At 67.9% G+C, this 24,241-nt stretch carries 20 protein-coding genes; 14 read left to right on the forward strand and 6 right to left on the reverse strand.

Annotated elements, in window-relative coordinates; all coding sequences use genetic code 11:
* The first annotated feature begins 114 nt into the window (after nt 1–114).
* The 4 genes from glgX to bfr all read left to right on the forward strand — a co-directional run bounded on the left by glgX (nt 115) and on the right by bfr (nt 6,409).
* Nucleotides 115–2,265, forward strand: a complete 2,151-nt coding sequence (glgX, locus tag H1Q64_RS10105) for a glycogen debranching protein GlgX (protein WP_237903384.1) — start codon at nt 115–117, stop codon at nt 2,263–2,265.
* 87 nt (nt 2,266–2,352) lie between these two features.
* The gene (locus H1Q64_RS10110) at nt 2,353–3,390 is read left to right on the forward strand and encodes a response regulator (protein ID WP_237903385.1); all 1,038 of its coding nucleotides are present in this window, start codon (nt 2,353–2,355) and stop codon (nt 3,388–3,390) included.
* 222 nt (nt 3,391–3,612) lie between these two features.
* The gene (gene malQ / locus H1Q64_RS10115) at nt 3,613–5,802 is read left to right on the forward strand and encodes a 4-alpha-glucanotransferase (protein ID WP_237903386.1); all 2,190 of its coding nucleotides are present in this window, start codon (nt 3,613–3,615) and stop codon (nt 5,800–5,802) included.
* Between the two features lie 121 nt (nt 5,803–5,923).
* Nucleotides 5,924–6,409, forward strand: a complete 486-nt coding sequence (gene bfr, locus H1Q64_RS10120; protein ID WP_014240606.1) for a bacterioferritin — start codon at nt 5,924–5,926, stop codon at nt 6,407–6,409.
* A gap of 37 nt (nt 6,410–6,446) precedes the next feature.
* On the opposite strand, the gene H1Q64_RS10125 is transcribed toward bfr, so the two are convergent.
* Nucleotides 6,447–6,839: a hypothetical protein gene (locus H1Q64_RS10125; protein WP_237903387.1), complete on the reverse strand. Its 393-nt coding sequence runs from the start codon at nt 6,837–6,839 to the stop codon at nt 6,447–6,449.
* A gap of 213 nt (nt 6,840–7,052) precedes the next feature.
* A complete protein-coding gene (locus H1Q64_RS10130; RefSeq protein WP_237903388.1) occupies nt 7,053–7,493 on the reverse strand; it encodes a hypothetical protein in 441 nt (146 codons plus the stop codon).
* 509 nt (nt 7,494–8,002) lie between these two features.
* On the opposite strand from H1Q64_RS10130, the gene H1Q64_RS10135 reads away from it, so the two are divergent.
* Nucleotides 8,003–8,581, forward strand: a complete 579-nt coding sequence (locus H1Q64_RS10135; protein WP_237903389.1) for a hypothetical protein — start codon at nt 8,003–8,005, stop codon at nt 8,579–8,581.
* 98 nt (nt 8,582–8,679) lie between these two features.
* On the forward strand, nt 8,680–9,993 hold the full coding sequence (locus tag H1Q64_RS10140) for an exonuclease domain-containing protein (protein ID WP_237903390.1): 1,314 nt from the start codon (nt 8,680–8,682) through the stop codon (nt 9,991–9,993).
* Between the two features lie 34 nt (nt 9,994–10,027).
* Here the strand turns inward: H1Q64_RS10140 and H1Q64_RS10145 are convergent, their stop codons facing one another.
* A complete protein-coding gene (locus tag H1Q64_RS10145) occupies nt 10,028–10,495 on the reverse strand; it encodes a YaiI/YqxD family protein (RefSeq protein ID WP_237903391.1) in 468 nt (155 codons plus the stop codon).
* Between the two features lie 123 nt (nt 10,496–10,618).
* Between H1Q64_RS10145 and ettA the strand changes: the two genes are divergently transcribed.
* Nucleotides 10,619–12,295: an energy-dependent translational throttle protein EttA gene (gene ettA, locus H1Q64_RS10150; RefSeq protein ID WP_014240614.1), complete on the forward strand. Its 1,677-nt coding sequence runs from the start codon at nt 10,619–10,621 to the stop codon at nt 12,293–12,295.
* A 54-nt stretch (nt 12,296–12,349) separates the two neighbouring features.
* On the opposite strand, the gene H1Q64_RS10155 is transcribed toward ettA, so the two are convergent.
* The 3 genes from H1Q64_RS10155 to H1Q64_RS10165 all read right to left on the reverse strand — a co-directional run bounded on the left by H1Q64_RS10155 (nt 12,350) and on the right by H1Q64_RS10165 (nt 15,503).
* Nucleotides 12,350–13,831 (reverse strand): pentapeptide repeat-containing protein, encoded by a 1,482-nt coding sequence (locus H1Q64_RS10155; RefSeq protein ID WP_237903392.1) that lies wholly within the window; start codon nt 13,829–13,831, stop codon nt 12,350–12,352.
* A gap of 183 nt (nt 13,832–14,014) precedes the next feature.
* Entirely contained in the window at nt 14,015–14,587 is a 573-nt protein-coding gene (locus H1Q64_RS10160) for an MlaC/ttg2D family ABC transporter substrate-binding protein (protein ID WP_237903393.1), read from the reverse strand.
* Between the two features lie 139 nt (nt 14,588–14,726).
* Nucleotides 14,727–15,503 (reverse strand): VacJ family lipoprotein, encoded by a 777-nt coding sequence (locus H1Q64_RS10165; RefSeq protein WP_014240617.1) that lies wholly within the window; start codon nt 15,501–15,503, stop codon nt 14,727–14,729.
* 409 nt (nt 15,504–15,912) lie between these two features.
* Between H1Q64_RS10165 and H1Q64_RS10170 the strand changes: the two genes are divergently transcribed.
* The 7 genes from H1Q64_RS10170 to H1Q64_RS10200 all read left to right on the forward strand — a co-directional run bounded on the left by H1Q64_RS10170 (nt 15,913) and on the right by H1Q64_RS10200 (nt 24,238).
* Nucleotides 15,913–16,896 carry an ArsR/SmtB family transcription factor gene (locus H1Q64_RS10170; RefSeq protein WP_237903394.1) on the forward strand — a complete coding sequence of 328 codons (984 nt, stop codon included), beginning with the start codon at nt 15,913–15,915 and terminating at the stop codon, nt 16,894–16,896.
* Complete coding sequence (metF, locus tag H1Q64_RS10175; RefSeq protein ID WP_237903395.1) at nt 16,893–17,774, forward strand: methylenetetrahydrofolate reductase [NAD(P)H]; 882 nt, start codon at nt 16,893–16,895, stop codon at nt 17,772–17,774. Before H1Q64_RS10170 ends, metF begins: the two co-directional genes overlap by 4 nt.
* A 53-nt stretch (nt 17,775–17,827) precedes the next feature.
* A complete protein-coding gene (locus H1Q64_RS10180) occupies nt 17,828–18,301 on the forward strand; it encodes a DUF29 domain-containing protein (protein ID WP_237903396.1) in 474 nt (157 codons plus the stop codon).
* A 58-nt stretch (nt 18,302–18,359) separates the two neighbouring features.
* Nucleotides 18,360–21,851: a methionine synthase gene (metH, locus tag H1Q64_RS10185; RefSeq protein ID WP_237903397.1), complete on the forward strand. Its 3,492-nt coding sequence runs from the start codon at nt 18,360–18,362 to the stop codon at nt 21,849–21,851.
* A 141-nt stretch (nt 21,852–21,992) separates the two neighbouring features.
* Nucleotides 21,993–22,487 (forward strand): thioesterase family protein, encoded by a 495-nt coding sequence (locus H1Q64_RS10190; protein ID WP_237903398.1) that lies wholly within the window; start codon nt 21,993–21,995, stop codon nt 22,485–22,487.
* Between the two features lie 80 nt (nt 22,488–22,567).
* Entirely contained in the window at nt 22,568–23,080 is a 513-nt protein-coding gene (locus tag H1Q64_RS10195) for a pentapeptide repeat-containing protein (protein ID WP_237903399.1), read from the forward strand.
* Between the two features lie 96 nt (nt 23,081–23,176).
* Nucleotides 23,177–24,238, forward strand: coding sequence for a GGDEF domain-containing protein (locus H1Q64_RS10200; protein WP_237903400.1), 1,062 nt, complete (start codon nt 23,177–23,179; stop codon nt 24,236–24,238).
* Nucleotides 24,239–24,241: the final 3 nt, after the last annotated feature.

Raw genomic sequence — 24,241 nt, forward strand, 5'->3', positions numbered from 1 at the left:
GCCGCTCCTTTATTGCAGCAGGTGGCTATCCGCTTCGGCCAAGTCACCTGCTGCGCCCGACGCAAGCCGCTTGCGGTTCCGCCCGACCTTCGTGTCCGTGGAGAGTCTGCCCCAATGTCCATCTCCACCGCCACGCGCACCGCCGTCTGGCCCGGCAAGCCCTATCCCCTCGGAGCGAATTGGGACGGGTTCGGGGTCAACTTCGCCCTGTTCTCCGCGCACGCCGAGAAGGTCGAGCTGTGTCTGTTCGACCAGACCGGCCAGCGCGAGGTCGAGCGGGTCGTCCTGCCGGAGCACACCGACGAGGTCTGGCACGGCTATCTGCCGGAGGCCCGGCCCGGCCTGCTCTACGGCTACCGCGTCCATGGCCCTTACGAGCCGTTGGCGGGGCACCGCTTCAACCCGAACAAGCTGCTGCTCGACCCCTACGCCAAGGCGCTGTTCGGGCCGTTCCGCTGGTCGGACGCCCATTACGGCTACCGCGTCGGCTCGACGCGCGAGGATCTGTCCTTCGACCGGCGCGACAACGCCCGCGGCATGCCGAAATGCCGGGTGGTCGACCGCGCCTTTACCTGGGGCCACGACCGCCACCCGGCGGTGCCCTGGTCGGACACGGTGATCTACGAGACTCATGTCGGCGGTTTCACCATGCGCCATCCGGAGGTGCCGGCCCCGCTGCGCGGCACCTTCGCCGGCATGTCCACCCACGCGGTGATCGACTACTTGAAGGCGCTGGGCATCACTTCGGTGGAGTTCCTGCCGGTGCAGTCCTTCGCCGACGACCGGCATCTGGTCGGGCAGGGGCTGCGCAACTACTGGGGCTACAACAGCGTCGGCTTCTTCGCGCCCGAGCCGCGCTACATGACCACCGGCGTGCTGTCGGAGTTCAAGACCATGGTCGCCCGCCTGCACGAGGCGGGGATCGAGGTCATCCTCGACGTGGTCTACAACCACACGGGCGAGGGCAACCATCTCGGCCCCACCCTGTCCTTCAAGGGCATCGACAATCTCAGCTACTACCGGCTGCTCCCCGACAACCCGCGCTTCTACATCAACGACACCGGCACCGGGAACACCCTGAATCTCAGCCACCCGCGCGTGCTCCAGCTGGTCATGGACAGCTTGCGCTACTGGGTGACGGAGATGCATGTCGACGGCTTCCGCTTCGACCTCGCCACCGTGCTGGCGCGGGAGCCCTATGGGTTCGACCCCGGTTCGGGCTTCCTCGACGCGGTGCGGCAGGACCCGGCGCTGGCCGACGTGAAGCTGATCGCCGAGCCGTGGGACGTCGGTCCCGGCGGCTATCAGGTCGGCAACTTCCCGCCGGGCTGGGCGGAGTGGAACGACCGCTATCGCGACACAGTGCGCCGCTACTGGCGCGGCGACGACGGCATGCTGCCGGAACTGGCGGGGCGCATCGCCGGCTCGTCGGACCTGTTCGAGAAGCGCGGGCGGCGGCCCTGGTCGTCGGTGAACTTCGTCACGGCGCACGACGGCTTCACCCTGCACGACCTCGTCTCCTACAACGACAAGCACAATTGGGCCAACGGCGAGGACAACCGCGACGGCCATTCCGCCAACCATTCCTGGAATCACGGGGTGGAGGGCGAGACCGACGACCCGGCGATCCGCGAGGCCCGCGCCAAGCAGAAGCGCAATCTGCTGGCCACCCTGTTCCTGTCGCAGGGCACGCCGATGATGCTGGCCGGTGACGAGATCGGCCACAGCCAGAAGGGCAACAACAACGCCTATTGCCAGGACAACGAGACCTCCTGGCTCGACTGGGCGCGGCTGAAGGGCGAGGGCGGGCCGATGCTGGCCTTCGTCAAGCGGCTGATCGCGCTGCGCAAGGCCCATCCGGTGCTGCGCCGTCCGGTGTTCCTGCACGGCCGCCGGACCTCCGCGGACGGTTTGAAGGACATCGTCTGGTACACGCCGCAAGGGGTGGAGAAGTCGGCGGAGGATTGGCGCAACAGCCACGCGCGCTGCATCATGCTGCTGCTCAACGGCCATGCCGGAAGCTACACCGGGGTGGACGGGGCGCCGCAGGACGACGGGGTGCTGCTGATCGTGCTGAACGCTCACACCGACACGGTCAATGTCACCCTGCCCGAGGTTCCCGACGCGCGCGGCTGGCGCAGCGTGCTCGACACCCGCGTGGCGGACGGGGCCGGCGACGGGCGGATGCAGCTCGCCGGGCGGACGATGCCGGTGGACGGGCGGACGGCGCTGGTGTTCGTGCAGGTCGAATCGCCCGGTCGTTGATGCGGGTCAATAGGCGGCATTTTCCGCCTGTGCTAACGTCCTGGCCTGGGGTGGCCCTTCCACCTCCGGTTTCCGCGGAATCGACGCATGCCCGAATACGACTATTCCCTGGTTGATGCCGCCATCATCGACACGCAGTCCAACACCCAGCGCGTCCTGCGCGAGGTTCTGGCGCGGCTGGGGATGAAGCGGGCGGAAACCTACGGCTCGGTCCGGGACGCGGCGGACATGGCCGCGGCGGCCACCCCCGACCTGATCCTGCTGGACATCGACGGGGAGGAGGCGGAGGCGCTGCGCCTCATCCGCCGCCTGCGCAACGAGCCGGACACCCGCAATCCCTACGCCTGCATCGTCGCCACGACCTGGCAGCCGACGCCCCTTCTGGTCATGCGCGTCACCAACGCCGGGGCCGACGATCTGCTGGTGAAGCCGGTTTCGCCCAAGCAGGTGCAGGAGCGGCTGGCCGCCCTGATCGAATCGCGCAAGAAGTTCGTGGTGACCGCCGATTACACCGGCCCCGATCGGCGCAAGTCGCCGCGCGAGGGCGCCCAGGTGCCGCTGCTCGACGCGCCGAACACGCTTCGGCTGAAGGCTACCAACCGCTGGGCGCACATCAACGCCCGGCAGCTCATGGCTGAAGCCAACCACTTCGTCAACGAGCAGAAGCTGCTGCGCATCAGCGTGCAGGTCGCCTTCCTGATCGAGTTCGCCGCGCCCGGCCTGACCGCCCGCCCGCCGGAGCGCATGGCGGTGGAGCATCTGGCCCGCGTCCCGGCTTTCCTCGACGACCTGCTGCGCCGCCTCGACGATCTGGGTGAGCCGGGGCCGGCGGAGTCTGTGGCCAAGTCCCTGAAGATGATGGCGGAACGCCTGCGCCTTCAGGCCGAATCGGGTGCTGTCGCGGCGGAAGAGTTGGAGCGCGTCCGCGCGCTCGCCCGCGACCTGATGCAGGCGGTGGATGCGGCCCGTCCGCTCGATGCGATGATGGCAGAGGTGTCGGTCGCCGTGGCCGGCTACCGCTCCCGCCTGGAGCAGATGGCGCAGGCCAAGGCGGAGGCCGCGCGGGCCGCCACGGTCGTGCCCGCGGCGAATGGCGATGCCGCGAAAGAGGCGGTCGGCTCGTGATCCCGCAAATGGTGAGCCGCTGAAGAAGGCCGGATCATCCCGGGTTGCGGCGCGTTGTCACCCTTGCCCCGTCGCCGTGCGCGAAAGCGTTGCGGTCAATGTGAAAATTCGAATGTTCGGGGCTGGACGGAATTGGCCCGACGCGCAATGCTCGCGCGCAGGCCGTTGCGGCCAGAATGACGCCACCAAGACGCCACGACCGATAAACGCGGGGACCCCTGAATGAGTGATCTCGACCGGCTTGCCGAACGGCTTGGCATCGAGCCCTTCTACCATGACATCTGGGGCAACCGGCGCGAGACCTCCGACGCGACGAAGCGGGCTTTGTCCGCCGCCATGGGCTATCCCGCCGGCACCGGCGAGGAACTGACGGCGAGCCTGCATGCGGTGGAGGACCGGTCGTGGCGGCGCATGCTGCCCCCCGTCCTGGTGATCGACGAGGGCGCGCCGCTCAGCCTCGCGCTGGCTGTCCCGGCCGGTCTGGAGGACGCGCAGCTGACCTGGACGTTGACCGAGGAGGGCGGCCTCGCCCACCGCGCGTCGCTGCGCGTCGGCAACCTGCCGCTGGCCGAACAGCGCGTGCTCGACGGCGTGGCCTACGAGCGGCGGACGGTCTCGACACGCCTGCCGCCGACCCTGCCGCTTGGCTATCACCGGCTGTCGGTGGTGATCCGTCCCCAGGGCGTGGGCGGGACTTTGGAGGGCGGCACGGTGCTGATCGTCGCGCCGCAGCGCTGCCTGACGGTCGAGGACGTGGTTCCCGGCGGGCGAACCTGGGGCATCGGCCTTCAGCTCTACGCGCTGAAGAGCGGCGACGACTGGGGCATCGGCGACTTCGACGACCTCGGTCGCTTCGCCGAGACGGCGGCGGGGCTCGGCGCCGGGCTGGTCGGGCTCAACCCGCTGCACGCGCTGTTCCCGGCCGACCCCAACCACATCGGCCCCTATTCGCCGAGCAGCCGGACCTTCCTCAACATCCTCTACATCGACGTGGAGCGGGTGCCCGAGCTGGCGGCCACGCCGCAGGCGCAGGCCCTCGTCGCGTCGGAGGAATTCCGGCAGCGGCTGGCCGCCGCACGGGCGACGGAGCTGGTGGACTATCCCGCCGTATCCGCCCTGAAAATGCCGGTTCTGGAGGCGCTGCACGCCACCTTCCGTGCACTCGGCGAGAGCGACGCGCGGCGGCAGGATTTCGAGGCATTCCGGCGCGAGATGGGCGAACCGCTGCGCCGTCACGCCGTGTTCGAGGCGCTGCACGAGCATTTCTACCGTCGGGACCCGTCCCAATGGATGTGGCGGAGCTGGCCGCCCGCCTTCCAGAAGCCGGACAGCCCCGAGGTCCAGGCCTTCGCCGCCGAGCAGGCCGAGCGGGTGGAGTTCTTCGAGTATCTGCAATGGGAGGCCGACCGCCAGCTGGGCACGGCGGCGGAGTGCGGGCGCCGGGCCGGGTTGCCCATTGGCTTCTACCGCGACCTCGCCGTGGCGGCGCATCCCGGTGGTGCGGCGGCCTGGGGCGAGTCGGACATTCTGGTGCAGGGGGCCAACGTCGGCGCGCCGCCGGACCAGTTCAACATGAAGGGGCAGAACTGGGGCCTCGCCCCGCTGTCGCCGGTGGGCCTGCGCGAATCGGCCTACGGCAGCTTCATCGCCATGCTGCGCGCCAACATGCGCCACGCCGGGGCGCTGCGCATCGACCATGTGATGGCCTTGCAGCACCTGTTCTGGATTCCGGCGGACGGCAGCGACGGCGCCTATGTCGAATACCCGTTCGAGGACCTGCTGCGGATCATCGCGCTGGAAAGCCGACGCAATGGCTGCATCGTCATCGGCGAGGATCTCGGCACCGTGCCGGAGGGCTTCCGCCCGGCGCTGGAGCGGGCCGGCATCCTCAGTTACCGCGTGCTCTATTTCGAGCGCAGCGCCGACGGCGGGTTCAAGGCGCCGCAGGAGTATCCCGCGGGGGCCATGGTCACGGTGACCACCCACGACCTCGCCACCTTCAAGGGTTTCTGGACCAACCGCGATCTCGACTGGCGCGCCAAACTGGACCTCTATCCCGATGAGGCGGCGCGGAACAAGGACGTCTGGGACCGTGGCGTGGACCGCTGGTGGATGCTTCAGGCGCTGGAGCGGGAAGGGTTGCGCCCGGCCAGCTACCCGAACAACGAGGGCTCACAACCCTTCTCGTGCGAGCTGATGGAAGCGGTTCACCGCTACCTCGCCCGCTCGCCGGGCTGCATCGCCATGGTGCAGGTCGAGGACGCGCTGGGCGAGGTGGAGCAGCCGAACCTGCCAGGCACCGTGGACCAGCACCCCAACTGGCGCCGCCGCCTGGGCGTGCCGGTGGAGGCGATGGCCGGGCACGAGGGGCTGCGCCGGCTGGCCGAGGCGGTCCGCGGCGAGCGGTCCTGAAGCCAGTCGAACCGGATGCCGATTGCGATCCTGCGCTATTGGCTTACACTTCGATTCAGTCGTCGGGCAAAAGAACAGGGTGTCGCGCCATGCCGCGCGGCCAATCAAGATGGAGGGGTAGATGAAAGGTGATCCGAAGGTTATCCGGCACCTCAACACGATTCTGACGAACGAGCTGACCGCCATCAATCAGTATTTCCTGCACGCCCGCATGTTGAAGAACTGGGGCCTGCATCGGCTGGCGGGTAAGGTCTACGAGGAATCCATCGGCGAGATGAAGCACGCCGACAAGCTGATCGAGCGCATCCTGTTCCTGGAAGGGCTTCCCAACCTTCAGGACCTGCACAAGCTGAAGATCGGCGAGGACCTGCCGGAGATGTTCACAGCCGACCTGGGCATCGAGAGCCACAACCGCGGCAACCTGCTGGAAGCCATCGCCGACTGCGACGCGGTGCGGGATTATCAGAGCCGAGAGATCTTCCGGGAGATCCTGGAGGACACCGAAGAGCACATCGACTGGCTGGAGACCCAGCTCGACCTGATCCAGCGCGTGGGCCTGACCGCCTACCAGCAGGAGCAGATCTACGGCGAGGATTCTTCATCGTAAGCGATGGGGTCCTAAGCGATGGGGAACGGTCCGCCGTCTAGACGGACATTCCCGCCGACGTCCCGGCCGCATAGGCCGCGGCGTCGGCCTTGCGGTAGGCGGTGATGGCGGCGGACCAGGGTTCGATGTGCAGGCCGCTGCCCATGGCGTCCTGATGGATGCTTTGCGCGATGAATCCGGCGTTGGGCGTGGCGCTCAGGCGCGGCGACGCGCCGGTGACCGGTCGGTCGTCACCCTCCGCGTCGCCCAGCGCGAATTTCGAGGAGGAGCCGGCGCGGCCGGCGCGGTTTCCCTCCGCCTCACCCAGTTCCGTCCGGTTTCCGCTTTTCAGCGCATCGTCGGTGGCCGAGACGTCGTCGGATCGCCGGCGTTCCTGCTCCCCCGGCACGCGCCGGATCGGCTGCACCGCGATGGCTTCGCTGGCCAGCATCTGACGAAGCCGACCCATCCCGGACAGGGACTGCGCGTTCGACGGCGATGATAGGGACAGGATGCTGGACACGGGAGCGCGGCGGGTTGTGGGTGAGCCTGATCCCGCATCGTATCAGCGCAAAGCTTCCCGATGCCTTAAAAATTTCGGGCGCGCGCGCGGCGCCGTGATGGCTGTCCATCCGACAGCGCCGAGGCGCTCCCTTCGGAGGGTTTAAGCCCCCTTGCGGCCACGGACGTTGCGGCGGACGACCGACTGCGCCTCCACGACCAGATCGCTGCCGCCCAGGACGCGAGTGAACAGCGCCTTGACGGTTGCCCGACCGCGCACGGTCAGCACGCCGCTGTTCGTATCGTCCTCGATCCTCAGCACCGCAGTGTGGGCGCCCAGGAAGCTCTTGGAAAAGGCGTTGTCGAAGAAGGTGCGGATGTGGCCGTCGCGCTGGTCGTCGAACATCACTCGCCCGCCGGCCAGAGCCGCCGCGTCCACCGCCTGCGCCAGACGGGCCTGCACCGCGTAGCCGCGCACCGTCTCCAGGGTGTAGCCGGCGCCCACCGCCAGGGGGAGGCCGAGGGCGACGATCAAGGCCAGCGCAAGCTTGCGCCCGGAGCGCCGTTCCTGCCGATGCTGGAGCGCGTAAGGGTGGTAGACCATCACCATCGCCGGACCCAAAAAATGTGAAGGAGAACGCAAGATCAAATCTGCCGGATTTGCCTTAATGAGCGATTAACAGCGTTCGAATAAGTCTTTGAATGTTTAAAAGCATGATAACGAGAGCGTGTGTTCGTTCGCGTTTTCTCTCATTATTATTTTGAGTTCCGCAAACCTTTTCATTGTTATGGGAATAAAATGGTTCGAAATTCGTATTAAATCTTGTGGCTGCGCCAGCGTGAGGGAGCCGCCCGGGACGATAAGGATTTCGTGCTGCACCGGAAGGGGAAAAAAGAAGGATCGCCCATGCGGCCGGGTGATGCGCCGAAAGGATGCGGGAATAAAGCCGTTCGCCCCGGCGTCCACGAACCACCATCGTCTGAACAACAAGGCAGGGGAGGGCATCCATGGTCCGCACCATCTTTGGGGCTGGTATCGGCGTTGCGCTATCGGCGGCGGTTCTGCTGACGGCGGCACCGACGCCGGCACAGACATCCGGGGGCTCCACGGGCATGAGCTTTTTCGTCACCAGCGTCGGATCGGGAAAGGGCGCCGACCTCGGTGGGCTGGAGGGCGCGGACCGCCATTGCCGGCAGTTGGCGCAGGCCGTCGGGGCGGGGAACCGCGACTGGAAGGCCTATCTGTCCACCCAGGCGGCGGACGGCCGGCCCGCGGTGAACGCCCGCGACCGCATCGGCGCCGGCCCCTGGCAGAACGCCAAGGGGCAGGTGATCGCCCGCAATGTGGAGGATCTGCACGCCACCAACGGCCTGACCAAGCAGACCGGGCTGACCGAAACCGGCGAGATGGTCAAAGGCCGAGGCGATACCCCGAACACCCACGACATCCTGACCGGCAGCCAGCCCGACGGCACGGCCTTCGGCGGCGCGGAGGATCGGACCTGCGGCAACTGGACCCGTAGCGGGACGGAGGGCGCCGCCATGGTCGGTCACCACGACCGCATGGGGCTCGGCGACGACCCGCCGGCCAAATCCTGGAACAGTTCCCACCTGACGCGGGGCGGTTGCAGCCAGGACGCCTTGAAGAGCACGGGCGGCGCTGGGCTGCTCTACTGCTTCGCCGCGGATTAGCAGGGCGGAAGCGGGAGGGCTGACCCGCCCGCTCCCTTTCCGTCGGCATCCGGGAGCGTTACAGTCGCGCCATTCGTACGGTGTGTGGAGGCGGCCCGATGCGGGGCGGGGCGTGGCGTTCGGCGGTGCTGGGCTTTGCGGTGGCGGGTATGGCGCTCGCCTTCCTGGGGGTGGAAATCGGGCGGCTGGCCGTCGCCGACCCCGAGCGTTCCTTGCTGGACATGGGGGCTGTCGGGCTCGGCGTGCTGGCGCTGTGGATGGCCTTTGCCCGGCTGAACCGCCATTTCCGCGATCTGGGCCGGCTGCGCGAGACCCTGTCGGCGTGGCGCGGGCGCGGCGCCGCTTCCCTCGCCGCCGATGCGAAGGAGGACGAGGCCGGCGACCTCGCCCGGGCAGCGGCGGAGGCGCTCCGCCATGGCCGCCACGGCGAGCATCGCCCGGGGGAGCGGCTGGCCGGCGTGATCGCCGCGCTGGAGGAGCCGGTGGTCGTGCTCGACGATTTCGGGCGGATCGACACGCTGAATCCCGCAGCCTCGGCTCATCTGGGGCTGGCGGCGGGGGCCGACATCTACGACCACCTGTCGCGCCCGGAGCTGTTCCGCGCCATCGAGCGGGCGCGCGAGGACGGCCAGATGGTCTCCGCCCTGCTGCGCCGCGCCCAGGGGGGCGAGGTGCCGGTGCGGGTCAAGGATCTGGGGCTCCAGTCGGGCATTGCCCTGGTCTTCCCGGCAAAGGCGGGGGAGGCGCAGCCTTTGCTGTCCGGCGAGCGGCGGCTGCTGCGCCCCAACGCCCGTCCCGTCCATCTCGGCGACGAGGACCCGCTGCTGGCCCTGCCGATGGTCAGTCTGTGGGTGGCCACCGCCACCGGGCAGGCGGAGGAGGGGCCGGTCGTCGCGGTCGGGACGGTGCGGATGGTCGGGCCGCGCGTCTTCCGCAGCCTGTCGCTGGAGCTGTTCATCGATCCCGGCACGCCGATCCCGGCGGAGGGCACCGCGACCCACGGCGTGACCGCGGCGATGGTGGAAGGCGCGCGCCCCTTCGCCGCGGCCTGGCCGGTGATCGCCGACGCCCTGCGCGGCTGCGCGGTGGTCGGCTGGGGGGTGGACACGGCGCTCGGCACGCTGGCCCGTGCCTGCCGCGACGCCGGCCTGCCGGAGCCGGAGGCGCCGCCGACGCTCGACCTCGCCCGGCTCGCCGCGGCGCTCGATCCGGCGCTGGAGGGGGCCTCTCTGGAGCAACTGGCCGCCGCCTTCGGCATCGCCACCGACCGCCGCATGGGTCCCTTCGCCCCCGCCCTGGTCGAGGCGGAGCTGGCCGCGGGTTTGCTGACGCGGCTGGACCAGCGGGGGATCGCCACGCACGGGCAGGCTCGCGCCTTCGCCGCCGGTCAGGCCGGCGCGCTGCCCGAGTGAATCCTGCCCGATTGAACTTTGCCCGAGTGACGCCTTACCGCCATTTCGGCCGCCGCCCGGCCTTCAGCGCCTGCACCGCCTGATCGAGCGTCTGCAGGAACTTCGACTTGTCCTGCTGGCTCATCGGCTTGTTGCCCCCGCTGACCACGCCCATGTCGCGCAGATCCTGCATCAGCGCGCGGGTGGCGATGGCCGAGCCGATGCTGTCCTCCGTGAAGGGGCGCCCGGTCGGGCCGATCACCACGGCGCGATTCTTGACGCAGCGGTCGGCGAGCTGGATGTCGGCGGTGACCACAATGTCAGCCTCGGTCGCGTGCTCGGCGATCCAGTTGTCGGCGGCGTCGAACTCCGACCCGACGACGACCAGTTCCGACAGGCATTCGTTGGGCAGGCGGAGCGGGCCGTTGCTGACGATCCAGACCTTGATTCCGTTGCGCCCGGCCACCCGGTAAATTTCCGACTTTACCGGGCAGGCATCGGCATCCACATAAATCTCGACCACCCGGCTTCCCTCCTTCGCCGTTTCATGCCGCGTCCTTATGCGCTAAAACCCTGAGCGAGCGAAGTGGCGCCGCGGGTGGCGTCCTGGATTTTTCCTTTTTGTGCAGAAGGGTCGGAGCGGCGCATGGCGTCCTATCAATATGTCTATGTGATGAAGGGCCTGTCCAAGGTCTACCCCGGCGGCAAGAAGGTTCTGGACAACATCTGGCTGTCCTTCCTGCCCGGCGTGAAGATCGGCGTCCTCGGCGTCAACGGCGCCGGTAAGTCGACGCTGATGAAGATCATGGCCGGCCTGGACAAGGACTATTCGGGCGAGGCCTGGGCCGCGCAGGGCGCCAAGGTCGGCTACCTGTCGCAGGAGCCGCAGCTCGACCCGACGAAGACGGTGCAGGAGAACGTCCTGGAGGCTTTGGCCGAGACCAAGGGCCTGCTGGATCGCTTCAACGCCGTGTCCGAGGCGATGGGCGACCCGGACGCCGACTTCGACGCGCTGATGGCCGAGCAGGCCGAGCTTCAGGAGAAGATCGACGCCGCCGACGCCTGGGACATCGACCGCACGGTCGAGATCGCCATGGACGCGCTGCGTTGCCCGCCGGGCGATTCCGACGTGACCAAGCTGTCCGGCGGTGAGCGCCGCCGCGTCGCGCTGTGCAAGCTGCTTCTGGAGAAGCCCGATCTGCTGCTGCTCGACGAGCCGACCAACCATCTGGACGCCGAGTCCGTGGCGTGGCTGCAGAAGCACCTGGAGGACTACAAGGGCACCGTCGTCCTGGTCACCCACGACCGTTACTTCCTCGACAACGTGACCGGCTGGATCCTCGAACTCGACCGTGGGTCGGGGATTCCGTGGGAAGGCAACTACTCCTCCTGGCTGGAACAGAAGCAGAAGCGCCTGGAGCAGGAAGGCCGCGCCGAGGAGGCCCGCCAGAAGCAGCTCGCCACCGAGCTGGAATGGATCCGGCAGTCCCCGCGCGCCCGTCAGGCCAAGAGCAAGGCCCGCATCTCCGCCTACGAGACCTTGCTGGCCGAGAGCGGCAAGGAAGCGACGGGCGAGGCCCGCATCGTCATCCCGACGCCGCCGCGCCTGGGCAACGTCGTCATCGAGGCCGAGAGCATCAACAAGGGCTTCGGCGACCGCCTGCTGATCGACGGCCTGTCCTTCCGCCTGCCACCGGGCGGCATCGTCGGCGTGATCGGCCCGAACGGCGCCGGCAAGACCACCCTGTTCCGCATGATCACCGAGCAGGACGGGCCGGACGCCGGCACCTTCCGCGTCGGCGAGACGGTGAAGCTGGGCTATGTCGACCAGAGCCGTGATTCGCTGAATCCGAACAAGACCGTGTGGGAGGAGATCTCCGACGGGCTGGACATCATCGACCTCGGCAAGAAGTCGATGCCCAGCCGCGCCTACGTCTCGTCCTTCAACTTCCGTGGTCCGGACCAGCAGAAGAAGGTCGGCCAGCTCTCCGGCGGTGAGCGCAACCGCGTCCACCTCGCCAAGATGCTGAAGTCCGGCGCAAACGTGCTGCTGCTCGACGAACCGACCAACGATCTGGACGTCGACACGCTGCGCGCCCTGGAAGAGGCGTTGGAGAATTTCGCCGGCTGCGCCGTGGTCATCAGCCACGATCGCTGGTTCCTCGACCGCCTCGCCACCCACATCCTGGCCTTCGAGGGCGACAGCCACGTGGAGTGGTTCGAGGGCAACTTCGAAGCCTACGAGGCCGACAAGAAGCGCCGTCTGGGCGAGGACGCGGTGAACCCGCACCGCATCAAGTACAAGCCGCTGGTCCGTTCCTAAGCGGCGGCTCCGGCAGGTTCCCTCTCCCCATCCGGGAGGGGGAGCCTTCTTCCGTTACCCTTCCAGCTTCTGATGCTCCAGGAAGGCGGTCTTCAAGAGATGCTTGAGATCGTCGCCATACTGGTGGAAGCGCACGGACACCTGCCCTTTCCCCGCGCCCTTGTGCACCACGACCATCCGCGCGGTGGCCACGATGTCGTCCCGTCCGGTGATGGACAGGCGACCTTCGATCGTCTCGCCCTCCTCGAACAGATCGTCCGGCGCGTAGAGGCAGACTCCGCCGATCGACCAGTTGCGGGAGGAATGGGCGCCACGGTCGGTCTGAACAACCAGGCAGGGTTGGGCGTAGCGCTTCTGCGCCCGCCGTTCCTCCGGCGCCGGCAGCGGCGGTGGCGCGGTGTCCACCATCACCGTGATTCCCGTGCCGTCAAGCTTCGCCCCGCCCAGCTTGGCGGAGCGCAGCACCGCATCCTCCATCCGTGCGTCGCGCAGGTCGGCGCCGGTCAGGTTGGCACCGTCGAAGTTGGTCGGCCAGGGACGGTCTCCGGAAAGCCGGGCCGGGCGGGCGTCGGCGCGGGCCAGGACGGCGCGGGCCAGCCCGGCGCGGCGCAGGTTCGTGCCGTTCAGGCAGGCCTCTGTCAGATCGGCCCCGATCATCTCGGTGTAGGAGAGGTCGGCCATCTCCAGGCTGGCCTTGCGCAGCCGCACGCCCATCAGGCGGCAGCGGCGCAGCCGCGCCGCGGCGAGCACGCGGCCCGTCAGGTCGGCCCCAATCACCGACACGAGGTCGAGATCGAGATGGCGGCCCTCCGCCCCCTGGCTGTTCACCCACCGCTCATGCTCGGCGACGGCCTCCAGGAAGGCGCCCGACGGCATCGGCTTGTAGGCCGGCTTGACGATGGCGTTCTTGGGAAGGGAGGCAGGCAGGTAGTTGCGGTCGAGCGTCGCCTCGTCGATCGTCGTGCCGTCGAAGGTCACGCCGTCCAGGGTCGCGCCCCAGAAATCCGCGCCGACCAGAACGGCCGCGGTCATGTCGGCGCCCGTCAGGTCGGCGTCGTTGAGATCGGCGCCGCTGAGGTCGCAGCCCGTGAAGTTCGCCCCGGCCAGGATGGAGCGCTCCATCTTCGCCTCGGTCAGGCGGGTGACGCCGTCGCTGCGTGGTTTGTCGTCCGTTCCGCTCATCAGCGACCCGGCGCGGAAGTCGGCGCCGCGCAGGTTGGCGTCGGTCAGGATGGCCCGGTGCAGGTTGGCGCCGCGCAGATCCGCCCCGATCAGGGTCGAGGCGGTCAGGTTCGCCCCCTCCATGTCGGCGCCGAACAGGTCGGCCTGCGAGAGGTCGGCCCGGACGAGGCGGGCGCCGACCAGATTGGCCCCTGCCAGCTTCGCCCCGTTCAGGTTCACCCGGTCGAGGCTGAGATTCGAAAGATCGCGGAAGCTGAGGTCGGCCCGCCGCCCGCCGCGGCGCGTCAGCCACGTCTGGTGGGCGAGGATGATCGCCTTGATCTCTTCGATCTCGTTCGGAGTCCGGTCGGCCATCGGATGGGGCGCCCGCTGCTGCAACACACAAGAGAGGCTTCGGGCGCGACCATACCCCTTCCGGCGGTGTTCGTCACGGAATCGCCGTTTGGACCATCAGGAAAAAGGGCCATAAAAAGCAGGCATGAAAAAGGGCCGCCCGAAGGCGGCCCGTGAGATGGCCCGGTTGCGCGGAGCGAAGGATCAGCCGGCGCTGCCAACCTTCTGGCGGAGCGCCTGGAGCAGCCCTTCGACCCGCCCGCCGTTCTGACCGATGACGGAGGCGAACTCCTGGCGCTGGGTCACGCCCATGCTCACACCCTCGACCACCACGTCGATGATCTTGTAGGCGGTGTCGCGCTTGCGCACGCGCCAGTCCACATTCACCGGCGGGCCGTTGGGGCGGACGATCTGGGTGGTGACCATGGTGTCCGCCTCGCCTTCCACGCGGGCCCCGGAGATCCGGAAGGTTTCGCCCGAATACTCGACGAAGCGGTCGGCGTAGGTGTTGACGATCAGCCGCTCGAACAGCTTCTGGTATTCGTCGTGCTGCTGCGGCGTGGCGGAGTTCCAATAGCGGCCCAGCACCCAACGCCCGATGTAGGCCACGTCGAAGCCCTGATAGAGCAGGCCGCGGAAGCGCTGTACTGCCTGCTCGCGCGACAGGCTCTTGTTCGAGAAGGTGGCGACGGCCTCGTTCCCCAGCGATTGGATGAACGCGGTCGCGCCCGGATCAGCCGATTGCGCGGCGGCGGGACGGGCGGCCCAGCTGCTCACCGCGAGCAGGGCCGCGCACACAAGAAACAGGCGACGTGTCAGCATGGCAAGGCAAAAGTGGCTGCCGCGGGGGCTTTGTCAACACTCAATCGGACAAGGGATCGAGCGCGGACGGTCGCGCCGCGGCAGGCCTCCTCCTTTATTTCTTGGCGGGTTCGTCGAAATCGGGGAATTCCGGCGTCGCCGGCGCGATGTCGTTGGCGATCGCGGCGCGGCGCTGCTGCGCGTAGAGGCTGCGGGCCGTCGCGTAGAAGTCCAGCGAGTTCTTGCGCAGATCGTCGATCTCGCGAAGGAGTTGCGAGCGGCGGTCCAGACCAGCGGCGGCGGTCCGCCCATACATCGCGTTGTCCGCCCCGGCGGCGTTGGTGCCGATGCGGAACGGGTCGGCCAGCGTGTCTACGCCGTAGCCCAGCGTGTCGCGGACGTTCGACGGGCCGAGGAACGGCAGCACCACGTAGGGGCCGGGTCCGACGCCCCAGACGCCCAGCGTCTGGCCGAAATCCTCGGGACGGTCGCCGATCCCGGCCTCCGTCGCCACGTCGGCGAGGCCGCCGATGCCGAGGATGGTGTTGGTCATGAACCGGCCGGTGGCGACCTGGGCGCCCTCGAAATCACCCTGCAACAGGTTGTTGGCGATGTAGAGCGGGCCGAGCAGGTTCTGGATGAAGTTGTGCACCGCCTGGCGCAGCGGGTCGGGGACAACGCCCACATACACCTCTGTCGCCGGGCGGATCAGCAGGATGTCCGCGGTCTCATTGACGGCGAAGACGAATCGGTTGGGAATCTCCAGGGGATCGCTGACCGTGACATCGGCTTCGTTGCTGCCAGGCGCGGTTGCGCAGCCGGCCATGCCGAAGGCGACGACGGCTACGGCGGCCGAGCGAAGAAGGGAACGGGAGAGGTTGGCCAGCTTCATCGGCGACGGCTCTTTCTGGGGACACGACTTTGGGCGGGGCATCCGATTCCGCGGCCCCGTCGCGCCACATCCGAAGGGTTCGATCCCTCGCCGGGCGGCAACAGGCGCTGCCGGACAGGACATCGCCCGGAAAATCCGTGCGATCCCTTTGTTCCGTGCCTAACACAGGCGCCGCCTTTTGACCAGCGTGCCACGCGAGGTCACCATACGGATACCGCCCTATGTGGTAGGATTGCCGCGCCCTTCGCGTGCCGACCGGGCGTCCCGTCAGCCGGTGCCGCCCGATTGGAAGGGTGACCGGTGAAAACGTGTTTACGCTGCATAAAGATATCTTTATATCTGTATCCCGCATGGCGGGCCGTGGTGGCCGGCCGGCCCTTCGGGGCGATTCGGGACGGTGCCGGCGGTCATGGACGAACTGCTTGCGACATTGAAGGCGGCGGCGGAGACCACGCGGCTTCGGCTGCTGGCGCTGTGCGCTCATGGCGAGCTGACGGTGACCGAACTGACCCAGATCCTGGGGCAGAGCCAACCGCGGGTGTCCCGCCATCTGAAGCTGCTGTGCGACGCCGGTCTTCTCGACCGTTTCCGGGAGGGCACGTTCGCCTTCTACCGGCTGACGGAGCGCGGCGCCTCGGCGGAGTTGGCGCGGGTGCTGGTGGGCGCGATCCCGTCCGACGATCCGACCATGACGCTGGATCTGGAGCGGCTGGAGGCGATCAAGCGCGCCCGCTCCGAGGCGGCGGCCAGCTACTTCCGCGAGAATGCCGCCCGCTGGCATGAAATCCGCTCCCTCCACGTCCCGGAACGCGAGGTGGAGGAGGCGCTGCTGCGCCTGATCCCCGCCGACGGGATCGGGGATCTCCTGGACATCGGCACCGGCACGGGCCGCATGCTGGAGGTTCTGGGGCCGCGCGCCCGGCGCGCCGTGGGGGTCGACCAGTCGCGCGAGATGCTGTCCATCGCCCGCACCAAGCTGGAGGACACGGCGCTACGCCACTGCCATGTCCGGCAGGCGGACATGTACCAGCTTCCCTTTCCGTCCGGCTCCTTCGACGCGGCGGTCGTCCATCAGGTGCTGCATTTCGCGGAGGCGCCGGCCGATCTTCTGGTCGAGGCGGCGCGGGTGCTGCGGCCCGGCGGCCTGCTGCTGCTGGTCGATTTCGCTCCCCACGCCCTGGAATCCCTGCGAGCGGAGCACGCGCACCGCCGGCTGGGCTTCTCGGACGCCGAGGTCACCGCCTGGTGCCGCCAATGCGGTCTGGAGTGCGGTGCCGTGGTGCATCTGCCGGGCGAACCGCTTACCGTATCCATCTGGCCGGCGGTGCGCGCCGCGAAGGGCGCATCCCCGGCCGACCCCTCCATCCTCTCCATCAGCGGAGCCCAGTCATGACGTCCGGCATCCCGTCGGTCAGCTTCGAATTCTTCCCGCCCAAGACGGAGAAGATGGAACAGAGCCTGTGGCAGGCGATCCAACGCCTTGCCCCGCTCGCCCCGTCCTTCGTCTCGGTGACCTACGGGGCCGGCGGCTCGACGCGCGAACGCACGCACAACACGGTGACGCGCATCCAGAAGGAAACGGGCATCCCCGCCGCCGCCCATTTCACCTGCGTGGGTGCGACGCGCGAGGAGATCGACGCCATCGCCCGCACCTACTGGGACGCCGGCATCCGCCATCTCGTGGCCCTGCGCGGCGATCCGCCGGAGACCGAGGGCGGGGTCGGCGGGCGCTACGTTCCGCATCCCGGCGGGTATGCCTATGCCGCCGATCTGGTGGCCGGGATGAAGAAGGTCGCCGACTTCGAGATCTCCGTCGCCGCCTATCCGGAGTGCCATCCGGAGGCGCCGAGCGCACAGTTCGACCTGGACAACCTGAAGCGCAAGGTGGACGCCGGGGCGACGCGGGCGATCACCCAGTTCTTCTTCGACAACGACGCCTACTTCCGCTTCCTCGACCGCTGTGCCGCCGCCGGCATCACCGTGCCGATCGTGCCCGGCATCCTGCCGATCACCAACTTCGCCCGCGCGGTGGAGTTCGCCGGCAAGTGCGGGGCGGCGATGCCCCAACGCTTTGCCGAAACCTTCGAAGGGCTGGATTCCGATCCGGAGACCCGCCAGCTCGTCGCCGCGACCATGGCGGCGGAGCAGTGCCAGGCGCTCCAGGCCCAGGGCATCAAGGAGTTCCATTTCTACACCCTGAACCGCTCGGACCTGACGGTGGCCATCTGCCGGATGCTGGGCGTGAAGGCGAAGCAGCCGGCGGTGTCCTGACCGCCCCCCTGTGATAGGGTGTTGCGGATGATCGCGGTCGCGGAGGAAGGGCCATGGACAGCCGGATCGGGTACGACGACGACTTCTACGCCTGGACCCAGGAGCAGGCCCGTCTGCTGCGCGAAGCCGCCCGCGAACGCCTCAACACGCCCATCGATTGGGATCATGTGGCGGAGGAGATCGAAGACATGGGCAGGAACGACCGGCGTGCGATCAACAGCCATCTTGCCCGTATCATCGAGCATCTTCTTAAACTGGAGTTCTCTCCGGCTTCCGACCCGCGCAGCGGTTGGCGGAAGTCCGTACGCGAACAGCGTGCGGCGGCCGTCGATGCGCTGGCCGACAGCCCCAGCCTGAAGGGGCATGTCGATCTTCCGTCCGCGTTCCGCCGTGGTCGCGGCTTTGCAACCGACGGGCTCGGACAGGATCGCGTCGATGAACATGCCCTTCCTTCCGAATGCCCTTACGGACTTGACCAGCTTCTTGACGAAGACTGGTGGCCGGTGAACTGCCACGATCTCGACTGAGACGCCGATTCCCTGACTTTCCGCACGACCTTCCTCCCGAAACGGACCAGATCTTCCCATGCCGCACATTCTCGACACTCTCCGCGACCGCGTCCTGCTCTGCGACGGCGGGTTCGGCAGCCGCATCCAGGCGCTCGACCTCGACGTGGAGAAGGACTACTGGGGGCACGAGAACTGCACCGACATCCTGCCGCTCTCGCGCCCGGACATCGTGCGGGAGATCCACCGCGGCTATTTCGAGGCCGGCGCGGACATGGTGGAAACGGACACCTTCGGCGCCTCCCCGGTGACGCTGGGCGAGTTCGGCATCTCCGAGAAGGCGTTCGAGATCAACCAGCGCGCGGTCGAACTGGCGCGCGAGGCGGCGGAGACCTTCACGGACGGGCAGCCGCGCTTCGTCATCGGCTCGGTCGGGCCGGGTACCAAGCTGCCCAGCCTGGGCCACATCCCCTATCAGGATCTTGAGGACAGCTTCTTCGTCCAGGCGGCCGGCCTGATCGCCGGCGGCGCCGACGCCATCCTGGTCGAGACCTGCCAGGACCCGCTGCAGATCAAGGCCGCCGTCAACGGCATCAAGCGCGCCCGCGCCGAGGCCGGGTCGGACACGCCGGTCTTCGTGCAGGTGACGGTGGAAACCACGGGCACGCTGCTGGTCGGCACCGACATCGCCGCGGCGGCCACCGTGATCCAGTCTTTGGACGTGCCGCTGATCGGGTTGAACTGCGCCACCGGCCCGCTGGAGATGAGCGAGCATGTGAAGTGGCTGACCCAGAACTGGCCGGGCCTCGTCTCCGTGCAGCCGAACGCCGGCCTGCCGGAACTGGTCGACGGCAAGACCCACTATCCGTTGCGCGCCGACGACTTCGCCCATTGGCTGGAGCGCTTCGTGACCGAGGACGGGGTGAACCTCGTCGGCGGCTGCTGCGGCACCAACGTTCCGCACATCGCGGCGGCCAACCAGATGCTGCGCAAGCTGGCCCCGGCCGGCTCGCACCGCCCGAACCCGAAGGGCCGCACGGTCCATTGGGTGCCCGCGGTCGCCTCGCTCTACTCCCAGGTCACGCTTCGCCAGGAAAACGCCTTCTTCGCCATCGGCGAGCGCTGCAACGCCAATGGCTCCAAGAAGTGGCGCGAGCTTCAGGAGAAGAACGACTGGGACGGCTGCGTCGAGATGGCGCGCGAGCAGGTGAAGGAAGGCTCGCACACGCTGGACGTCTGCACCGCCTTCGTCGGCCGCGACGAGGTGGCGGAGATGAAGGCCGTCGTGCAGCGCTTCGCCGGATCGGTCACCGCCCCCCTGGTCATCGACTCCACCGAATACATCGTGCTGGAGAAGGCGCTGGCGCTCTACGGCGGCAAGGCGATCATCAACTCGATCAACTTCGAGGACGGTGAGGAGCCGGCCCGCAAGCGCCTCGCGCTCGCCAAGAAGTTCGGCGCGGCGGTGATCGCTCTGACCATCGACGAGGAGGGCATGGCGAAGACGCCGAAGCGCAAGCTCGCCATTGCCAAGCGCCTCTACGACCTCGCGGTCAACGAGTTCGGCCTGCCGGCGCACGACCTGCTGTTCGACCCGCTGACCTTCACCATCGCCACCGGCAACGAGGACGACCGCAAGCTGGCCATCTGGACGCTGGAGGGCATCGAGGCGATCAGCCGCGAGATGCCCGGCTGCCAGATCATCCTGGGCCTGTCCAACGTTTCCTTCGGCCTGAACGCGGCGGCGCGCCACGTCCTGAACTCGGTCTTCCTCGATCATGCGGTGAAGCGCGGCATGACCGGCGCCATCGTGCATGTCTCGAAGATCATGCCGCTGCACCAGATCCCCGAGAAGGAGGTCAAGACCGCCGAGGATCTGATCTTCGACCGCCGTGCGGAAGGGTATGACCCGCTCCAGGCCTTCATCGCACTGTTCGAGGGCCGCAAGGCGGCGGACGCCAAGAAGAAGGCCCGCGCCGAGACGGTCGAGGAACGGCTGAAGGAGCGCATCGTCGACGGCGACCGCACCGGGCTGGAGGACGATCTGGCCGAGGCGATGAAGACCCACCCGCCGCTGGAGATCATCAACACCTACCTGCTCGACGGCATGAAGGTGGTGGGCGAGCTGTTCGGCGCCGGCAAGATGCAGCTTCCGTTCGTGCTCCAGTCCGCGGAGACCATGAAGGCCGCCGTGGCGTGGCTGGAGCCGCACATGGAGAAGCTGGACGGCCAGCAGAAGGGCACCATGGTGCTGGCCACCGTGAAGGGCGACGTCCACGACATCGGCAAGAACCTCGTGGACATCATCCTGACCAACAACGGCTACAAGGTCGTCAACCTGGGCATCAAGCAGCCGATCGGCGCGATCATCCAGGCGGCGAAGGAGCACAAGGCCGACGCCGTCGGCATGTCCGGCCTGCTGGTGAAGTCCACCGTCGTGATGCGCGAGAATCTGGAGGAGATGACCCGCGAGGGGCTGGAGGTTCCGGTCCTGCTCGGCGGTGCTGCCCTGACCCGCGCCTATGTGGAGACGGACTGCGTGGCCTCCTACGGCTCGGGCCGCGTGGCCTATGCCGGCGACGCCTTCGACGGGCTGACCCTGATGGATCAGGTGGTGGGCGGCAGCTTCGACCAGCAGCTCGCCATCCAGCAGGCCAAGCGGGCGGGGCGGGCGGTCAACCGCCGCCGCGTGCTCGGGCAGGCGACCAGCGCCACCGTCGGCCCGGTGGACAAGGATGCCGCACGCGCCCGTCGCACCCGTCTGGCCGAAGGCGTGCCGGTGCCGACTCCGCCCTTCTGGGGGCCGAAGGTCATCGAGCATGTGCCGCTGAAGACGCTGGTGACCTACCTGAACGAGCGCATGCTCTACCAGCTCCAGTGGGGCTACCGGAAGGACGGCAAGTCCTTCGAGGAGTTCAAGGAGTGGGCGAAGAAAGAGCTTCGCCCGGTGCTCGACCGCATCCTTAAGATCGCCGCGAAGGAAGAAATCCTGCGGCCCCAGGCGGTCTACGGCTATTGGAAGGCGGCGGCTGACGGCGACGACGTCATCCTGTTCGCCGAGGACGGGACCAGCGAGGTCGCTCGCTTTACCTTGCCGCGTCAGGCCAAGGAGGACGGCGAGTGCATCGCCGACTTCCTGCGCGACGTGAACGACGGCGAGCGCGACGTGCTGGGCCTGCAGATCGTCACCATGGGCCAGCATTGCGCCGAGGTGGCGCGGGACTGGTTCGCCGAGAACCGCTACCAGGACTATCTCTACCTGCACGGCCTGTCGGTGGAGATGACCGAGGCGATGGCGGAGTACGTTCACGCCCGCATCCGCGCCGAACTGGGCTACGGCGCCGAGGACAGCCGCGACAAGGAGAAGCTGCTGCAGCAGGCCTATCGCGGCAGCCGCTACAGCTTCGGCTACCCGGCCTGCCCGAACCTCGCCGACCAGGAGCAGCTTCTGAAGCTCCTCGACGCCGGGCGGATCGGCGTGGAGATGTCCGACGAACACCAGCTCCACCCGGAGCAGAGCACGTCCGCCATCGTCCTGCACCACCCGCGGGCGAAATACTTCAGCGTGTGAGGCGGGGCGCCTGAACCGGGGCATCGCCTCCTTTCCCGTGTCGCAATGGGGAAGAAGGCGTCTTCAGGATGCTCGGAACCGGCTTGGCTGACCATCCAAGCCGGTTCCCAAAGCGCAGCGGCATCGCTTATCCTTGAGGGCATGAACCATTCGCCCACCCCGCTTCGCCTGCACCGGGAAACCGTCCGCCCGGAGTGGATCGACTACAACGGCCACATGAACGTGGCCTACTATCTGCTCGCCTTCGATCACGCGACCGACGCCGTGCTCGACCATTTCGGGATCGGCAAGGCGTACGCGGAGGGCGAGGGGCGGTCGATGTTCGCGGTCGAGGCGCACCTGACCTACGCCCGCGAGGTCACGGAGGGCGACGGGCTGACCTTCACGTCCCTGGTCCTGGGCGCGGACGCCAAACGGCTGCATCTGTTCCACGAAATGCGCCATGAGGAGGACGGCTTCCTCGCCGCCACGGCGGAATTCGTTCTGCTCCATGTCGATCTGGCGGAACGCCGTTCGGTGCCGCTGGCTCCGGACGTCGCGGAACGGCTGGCCTGGACCGCGGCGGAGCACGCCACGCTTTCCGTGCCGCCGCAGGCCGGGCGATCGGTCGGGCTGCGGACCCCGAAGGGGGCGTGACGGTAAGTCGCTGCCCGCCACGGCTTTTTGTTGCGCCGGACCCTTTGTTATTCGGCCTGCGCGACACTATCTGTTGGCGCATGAAGACGACAATTTTCGCCGCCTTCGCGGTACTTGCCACCTTCCTGGGCGCAGCCCTGGTTCCCTCCGTCGCTCTGGCCGAATGCACCGACCCGGCGCAGCCGAAGGTCAACTGGCGCCGCTGCTACTTCGACGGGCGCGATCTGTCGTCTGTGAAACTTGCCGGGGCGATGCTGCGCGACGCCACTTTCCAGCGGGCCACGTTGAAGGATGCCGACCTGTCGGAGACCGACGGCTATCGCGCGAAGTTCTTCAGCGCCACCATGCCGGGGGTGAAGCTGGACGGCGCCCGCCTGATCGAGGCCGATTTCACCCGCGCCGACCTGACCGGGGCATCCCTGAAGGAAGCGGACCTGCGCAACGCGAAGCTGGTGAACGCCATCCTGCAAAAGGCCGACTTCACCGGGGCGCGGCTGGGCGGTGCGGACCTGCGGCACGCCGATCTGTCGGGCGCCACCTGGATCGACGGCACGACGGTGTGCGCCGAGAAATCCGTGGGACAGTGCAACTGATGAAACGGTAAGTAAATTTGCCTCTCACCGTATTATAATAACCTTACCCGAAAGTTGCTTGCCCGCCTCTTTCCCGGTGCGGTAGCCTTTTTTCCTATGAGCAGTGGAAAGGCGGCGGCAATGGCGGGCGAAGAGGATTTCGAGACGGCGCGGATTCTCGCGAGCCGCGCCATGGATCGGATCGCCGTCCATGGGCTTTTGCCGAACCCGGAGAACTTTACCCTCTGGTACGCTTATTTCGGCGGGCAGAACCCGGACCTGACGCGTGCCATCGAACTGGCTCAGCGCGACGGCGCCAAGCTGTCGCAGGGCCATTGCGACGAGCTGTACAAGCGCTTCTTCACGCTCGACGCCGAAGCCCAGGCCATCCGCGAAACGTCGGAGCGGGCGCGCGTCGCCTTGGGGCGCATCCTCGACCAGTTGGGCAGTGTTGGCTCGGAGACGGACCGCTACGGGCAGGCGCTGGCCGGTTTCCGGGGGGAACTGGACCAGCCGATGAGCTTGGCCGAGCTGCGCGCCATGGTGGCTGCCATCGCGGCGGAGACGACCGCCATCGTGGACCGCCAGACCCGCCTGCAGAGCCAGCTTCTCGAATCCAGCCAGCAGTTGGCCGAGTTGCGCGTTGTCCTGGATTCCGCGCGTCGCGAGGCGATGACCGACGGGTTGACCGGAATCGCGAACCGGCGTGGCTTCGATCTGGCGCTGGCCTCCGCCGCGGAGGAGGCAGCGCAGACCGGAATGCCGATGACCCTGCTTATGGTGGACATCGACCATTTCAAGCGCTTCAACGACACCCATGGCCATCTCGTCGGCGACCACGTCCTGAAGCTGGTCGCCAAGGTGCTGACCGAAGGGGTCAAGGGGCGCGACACCGTCGCCCGTTACGGCGGCGAGGAGTTCAGCGTCATCCTGCCGCACACCGGGCTTCAGAACGCCGTGAAGCTGGCTGAGCAGCTTCGCGCCTCCGTGGGGTCGCGGCAGATCATCAACCGGTCGCGCAACGCCAACTACGGCTCGGTCACCCTGTCGGTCGGGGCGGCCGAATACCGCCCCGGTGAGGATCTGCTGGCCCTGATGCGCCGCGCCGACGAGGCGCTCTACACCGCCAAGCGCGGCGGGCGCAACCGCGTCTGCGCGGAGGCCACGGTGGCGGGTTGAGCG

Origin of the sequence: Azospirillum brasilense (assembly GCF_022023855.1) — a bacterium.
Taxonomy (GTDB): domain Bacteria; phylum Pseudomonadota; class Alphaproteobacteria; order Azospirillales; family Azospirillaceae; genus Azospirillum; species Azospirillum brasilense_F.

What these genes read in the sequence shown, in the direction of transcription:
- glgX (WP_237903384.1), top strand. Translation starts at nt 115, where the DNA reads ATGTCCATCTCCACCGCCACGCGCACCGCCGTCTGGCCCGGCAAGCCC.
- H1Q64_RS10110 (WP_237903385.1), top strand. Translation starts at nt 2,353, where the DNA reads ATGCCCGAATACGACTATTCCCTGGTTGATGCCGCCATCATCGACACG.
- malQ (WP_237903386.1), top strand. Translation starts at nt 3,613, where the DNA reads ATGAGTGATCTCGACCGGCTTGCCGAACGGCTTGGCATCGAGCCCTTC.
- bfr (WP_014240606.1), top strand. Translation starts at nt 5,924, where the DNA reads ATGAAAGGTGATCCGAAGGTTATCCGGCACCTCAACACGATTCTGACG.
- H1Q64_RS10125 (WP_237903387.1), bottom strand. Translation starts at nt 6,839, where the DNA reads ATGCTGGCCAGCGAAGCCATCGCGGTGCAGCCGATCCGGCGCGTGCCG.
- H1Q64_RS10130 (WP_237903388.1), bottom strand. Translation starts at nt 7,493, where the DNA reads ATGGTCTACCACCCTTACGCGCTCCAGCATCGGCAGGAACGGCGCTCC.
- H1Q64_RS10135 (WP_237903389.1), top strand. Translation starts at nt 8,003, where the DNA reads ATGAGCTTTTTCGTCACCAGCGTCGGATCGGGAAAGGGCGCCGACCTC.
- H1Q64_RS10140 (WP_237903390.1), top strand. Translation starts at nt 8,680, where the DNA reads ATGCGGGGCGGGGCGTGGCGTTCGGCGGTGCTGGGCTTTGCGGTGGCG.
- ettA (WP_014240614.1), top strand. Translation starts at nt 10,619, where the DNA reads ATGGCGTCCTATCAATATGTCTATGTGATGAAGGGCCTGTCCAAGGTC.
- H1Q64_RS10155 (WP_237903392.1), bottom strand. Translation starts at nt 13,831, where the DNA reads ATGGCCGACCGGACTCCGAACGAGATCGAAGAGATCAAGGCGATCATC.
- H1Q64_RS10165 (WP_014240617.1), bottom strand. Translation starts at nt 15,503, where the DNA reads ATGAAGCTGGCCAACCTCTCCCGTTCCCTTCTTCGCTCGGCCGCCGTA.
- H1Q64_RS10170 (WP_237903394.1), top strand. Translation starts at nt 15,913, where the DNA reads ATGGACGAACTGCTTGCGACATTGAAGGCGGCGGCGGAGACCACGCGG.
- metF (WP_237903395.1), top strand. Translation starts at nt 16,893, where the DNA reads ATGACGTCCGGCATCCCGTCGGTCAGCTTCGAATTCTTCCCGCCCAAG.
- H1Q64_RS10180 (WP_237903396.1), top strand. Translation starts at nt 17,828, where the DNA reads ATGGACAGCCGGATCGGGTACGACGACGACTTCTACGCCTGGACCCAG.
- metH (WP_237903397.1), top strand. Translation starts at nt 18,360, where the DNA reads ATGCCGCACATTCTCGACACTCTCCGCGACCGCGTCCTGCTCTGCGAC.
- H1Q64_RS10190 (WP_237903398.1), top strand. Translation starts at nt 21,993, where the DNA reads ATGAACCATTCGCCCACCCCGCTTCGCCTGCACCGGGAAACCGTCCGC.
- H1Q64_RS10195 (WP_237903399.1), top strand. Translation starts at nt 22,568, where the DNA reads ATGAAGACGACAATTTTCGCCGCCTTCGCGGTACTTGCCACCTTCCTG.
- H1Q64_RS10200 (WP_237903400.1), top strand. Translation starts at nt 23,177, where the DNA reads ATGAGCAGTGGAAAGGCGGCGGCAATGGCGGGCGAAGAGGATTTCGAG.